Source organism: Tunicatimonas sp. (assembly GCF_049647865.1).
Classification (GTDB): domain Bacteria; phylum Bacteroidota; class Bacteroidia; order Cytophagales; family Cyclobacteriaceae; genus Tunicatimonas.
Genome location: NZ_JBARYM010000807.1, coordinates 1 through 4,688, shown reverse-complemented (window position 1 = coordinate 4,688; position 4,688 = coordinate 1). Strand labels below are relative to the sequence as shown.

Annotated in this window: 3 protein-coding genes; all 3 read right to left on the bottom strand. The window is 47.0% G+C overall.

The window, feature by feature from the left end; translation table 11 throughout:
- Positions 1 to 50: 50 nt before the first annotated feature.
- Positions 51 to 2,051: a glycoside hydrolase family 97 protein gene (locus tag WBA23_RS23255; protein ID WP_424584670.1), complete on the bottom strand. Its 2,001-nt coding sequence runs from the start codon at positions 2,049 to 2,051 to the stop codon at positions 51 to 53.
- Between the two features lie 123 nt (positions 2,052 to 2,174).
- Complete coding sequence (locus WBA23_RS23250) at positions 2,175 to 3,485, bottom strand: efflux transporter outer membrane subunit (protein ID WP_424584669.1); 1,311 nt, start codon at positions 3,483 to 3,485, stop codon at positions 2,175 to 2,177.
- 110 nt (positions 3,486 to 3,595) lie between these two features.
- The coding region (locus WBA23_RS23245; RefSeq protein WP_424584668.1) for an efflux RND transporter permease subunit at positions 3,596 to 4,688 on the bottom strand (1,093 nt) is incomplete at its 5' end.

The window sequence follows — 4,688 nt, the reverse complement described above, 5'->3', positions numbered from 1 at the left end:
GTTTACTTTAAATCCCCCTAACCCCTTTTTCCCAAGGGGGAATAGTATTATTACCGATAAATGCGGGCGACATAGCCACCACCGGGGGCCAGTTTTATTGTTAACATCTTATCGGATATTTCTATAGAATTCTTTTCGTAATCTTTCGCCACTTTATCAGCGTTCATTCCATCTTGAAAAACTTCGGCTTGGTAGTTGCCTTCGCCTAGGAACGATAAATCTAGGGTTATTTCTCGGGCATCCCAATTGGTGAGGGCACCTACGTACCAATCATCCCCCTTACGGCGAGCGATGGCTACGTACTCGCCTACTTTTCCGTCTAGGACCTGAGTTTCGTCCCAGACAGTAGGTACGGCAGCGATAAACTCGGTACATTCCGTTTCTTCCTGGTAAGCGGAAGGATCATCGCAAAGCATGTTGAAGGGTGACTCAAAAATGATGTACTGAGCCAACTGACGGCAGCGGGTACCCTGACTCATGGGTTCGGTAAACACCGGTCGGTAGTTTTCTCTAATGGCATTCCGCATTGCCCCTTGGGTGTAGTCCAGTGGGCCGGCTACCATTCGGATAAAAGGAATTTCTACATCGTAGGTGACCTGATCGGTTTCGGGTGAGCGCCACTTCATTTGCTCCAGTCCGTGTACTCCTTCAATATTCAGCACGTTAGGGTAGGTCCTATTCAGGCCGGTAGGCTTATAGGCTCCGTGAAAGTCTAAAAACATTTGGTACTTGGCTGCGATTTTAGCCGCTTGGTAGAAAAAATTAACCGCCTCCTGATCGTCGCGATCAATGAAATCAACTTTAAAGCCTTTTACTCCCATTTCGGAAAAGTGGCGACACACATTTTCCATATCCGGCTCGAAGGCCTGGTAGCCCGCCCATAGCACAATATCTACGCCTTTTTCTTTACCGTATATCACCAGTTCTTGCAGATCGATTTCCGGAATTACCTGCATCAGATCAGCTTCGCCATTTACTGCCCAACCTTCGTCCAGAATAACATACTCAATACCTTGCTCGGCAGCGAAGTCAATGTAGTACTTATAGGTTTCGTTGTTGATTCCGGCTTCAAAATCTACGTCGTAGAGGTTCCAGGCGTTCCACCAGTCCCAGGCCACTTTACCGGGCTTGATCCAGGAAATATCCTCTACCCTTGAGGGCGAAGCCAGCAGATACACCAGGTCGCTATCGGCCAGTTGCTTATCCTCTTCTGAGATCACCATTACCCGCCAAGGAAAAGTTCGGCGGCCCGGAACGCGGGCAATATAGTCTTCCCGCTCAGTGACTCGCATCTGCAAATTGTTATGACCACCCTGTTCTTCTTCTTTGGGGTACTCAGCAAAAACAGCATTCAGCGAATTTTCACCGCCCCTAGCGTTGAGATACATACCGGGATAATCTTCTAGATCAGACTCGGTAATACATACTTTTTTGCCGTTACCTACGTCTGCTAAGATTGGGAGTATCATCAACCGTTGATCGTCCAGTTGCGAAATAGGAGCTTTGGCGTAGATATTTTCAAAAGAGCTCTCGAGCTGCGGCTCGTAGTTACTGTGGTCGTCTACATTGGCGTAGGGTGCCCATACCGGAGCGTTCTGAGCGAAGTTAAATGTTACCCGCTCGTTCATCACAGTTAAGCTATCGCGGCGGTCAGTCACAAAGCGGTAGGCTACCCCTTCATCGTAGGCCCGGAAAATAAGACTATAATTACCCTGAAAATTCAACCGTAGCTCGTTGTAGCGGTCGCGAATCTGGCTGCGCTTATAAAATGGAGCTTCTACGGTTTGATCTACTTCATCGGTCTTTTTATCTCTCAGTTTAGGAGTAGCTCCCAGTTTCTCATCGTCCGCCAGTTCCATAGAGATGGGAGAGGGGGCAATTACCTGATCAGACTCATGGTTTACTGCAAAAGTGATTTGGTCATCAAGGGTTATCTCTACTTCAATTTTTCCATTCGGCGAGGTGAGTGCGTGAGTAGATTGGGCCAGTGATGGGCAACTGATGAATGGCACTATCGCTAGTATAAGCCAACTGGTTGTTAGTAGTTTCATAGAAGAAGGTTGAGTAATTTTTCGTAGAGCAAGATACTCTCCTTTTCCAGAGATGTAAAATCTGAACAAGTAAAATGTAGACTGATTTGAGCCTCTTGATAGGCTTAAGAGATGAGAGTAACTTTACTGCCAGCCTCCGCCGAGAGATTGGTAAAGGGAGGTGAGGGCAAGGAAAATTTCCCTGCGGGTGTTAATCATTCCTAATTCAGCTTCTAACACTCGTTCTTGAGCGGTGATCACTTCTAAGTAAGTAGCGTAACCGGCGGCAAACAAATCATTAGAAGTACTCACCGCAGCTAACAATACATCGGCTTCCTGCTGGCGTAGTTCGTAGGCCTGTCGGAAGTTCTCAACTCGCTGTAAGCTGGTTAGCACCTCTTGATAACCGATAAGAATAGCCTGCTGATAATCGTAAAATGACTGCATATTTTCAGCAACCATTTGTGAGTATTCAGCCTCTATTCGATTTTGCTGGAATATCGGGGCGGTTATTCCATTGAGCAATCCTAGTACTAACGATTCTGGGGTTGTAAACAATGCTGAGAGGTTATCTGACTGAAACCCCATATAGGGAGTAAATGTGAGCGAGGGAAAAAAGGCCGCTCGGGCAGCATCTACATCAGCTCTAGCGGCCACCAAAGCTAGCTCAGCTTGCTGTACATCTGGGCGACGGCGCAACAAATCAGTAGGTACTCCCGCGTCTACGAATTCCGGTAGCTGCTGAGCAGCTAATGAGTCGCCCCGTTCAATTGTCTGAGGGAAACGTCCTAACAATAGATTAAGCTGATTCTCTACTTCCACCAGTCGCTGCCGACGTTCGTATTCTAAACTACGAGTGCGAAGTAATTGAGCCTGAAATTGCTGTACCGCTAATTCGGTTGCTCGTCCCCCGATCTTTTGAATTTGAATTACTTCCTGACCTACTTCCTGTAATCTAATGTTTCGACCGATGGCTTTTAGTTCGTAATCTAGCCCGAGTAATTCGTAGTATAAACGAGCTATTTCAGCAACAATAGAAGTAGTTACCAGATGAACTCCTTGCTCGGTAGCCAGAAAACGAGCGTAAGAAGCCTCTCGTTGACTTCTAAGCCTTCCCCAGATGTCGGCTTCCCAGGTACTTTGTAAGCCTACAAACCACTGAGCCGTTTGCGCGTCTACATTGTCATCACCATTAATTGTACCTCGCAAGGCGTTATTACGAATGTTCCCCGAACGTAAACGATAACGACCATCCAGAGAAGGAAGCAAAGCGCCCCGGCGTATATTGTAGTTAGCTCGAGCAATCTCAATGCGTTGTACAGCTGATAGCCGATCTAGATTACGGCTGATTCCAGTGTCAATTAACGCTACTAACACCGAATCAGAGAAGAAATCTTGCCAAGCAATATCTCCAATACTTACGGAGTCGCCCTCAGCCTCGAAGGCCGTAGGCATAGGAGCTAAAGTTGGAATTTGAGGTTCGGTAATTTTACAGCTAGCTACGAAGGTTAAGAGGCACATTGCCCAAACAGATTGATACAGTAATGATCTAAGAAGCATAAATTCTAATTGCTGGATAGAGTCATATCCATCTCACGCTCAGGTTGAGGTTTAGACTCCGGTTGGTGGGTTTTCTCTTTCTTTTTGTCAGAAATAAACGAAGCGAATAATACATAAAGGCCAGGAATGATAAATACGCCGAAGATGGTACCAATTAGCATACCTCCGGCCGCGGCCGTACCGATAGAACGGTTACCCAACGCGCCCGCACCGGTAGCCAAACACAGCGGAATCAAACCGCAGATGAATGCGAAAGATGTCATTAGGATTGGACGCAGACGAGCGACTGAACCCTCCACGGCGGCTTGTAGTACTGAATATCCGGCTTGGCGACGTTGTATGGCAAATTCAATAATCAGAATAGCATTTTTACCTAGCAAACCGATGAGCATAATCAGTGCTACTTGGGCGTAAATGTTGTTTTGCAGGCCGAGTAAATGAAGTGAGATAAACGCCCCAAAAACTCCTAACGGTAGCGATAAGATTACCGGTAGTGGCAGTAAAAAGCTTTCGTACTGAGCGGCTAAAAGTAGATACACAAAGAGCAAACAGATAGCAAAAATATAGATCGCTTGATCACCCGCGCCTACTTCTTCCCGAGTCATTCCGTACCAGTCGTGTACAAACCCTCTCGGAAGTTCTTCGGCGGCTACCCGGTTGATAGCCGCAATTACATCACCACTACTATAGCCGGGGGCGGCTCCACCCTTTACGGTAGCGGAAGTGTACATATTGAAGCGGGTAAGCTGCTCTGGCCCGTATACGCGCTCCATTGAGATGAAGGTAGAGTAGGGCACCATTTCGCCCTTGTCATTCTTGATATTGAGTTTCAGCAAATCCTCGGGCTGAGTTCGGTACTCGGGTGAGGCCTGAATCATTACATCGTACATCTGCCCGAAGCGCACAAAATCCGAGACGTATATTCCCCCAATCAGCGTTTGCATAGTACGCATAGCTCGGCTGGTTGTGATTCCTTTCTTGGCGGCCATATCCTGATCAACCCGCACTAGATACTGCGGGAAGTTAGGATCAAAATCAGTATAGGCATTCTGAATTTCCGGAGTGGCAATTAGCTTTTCAATAAAGCTTAGGGTTACC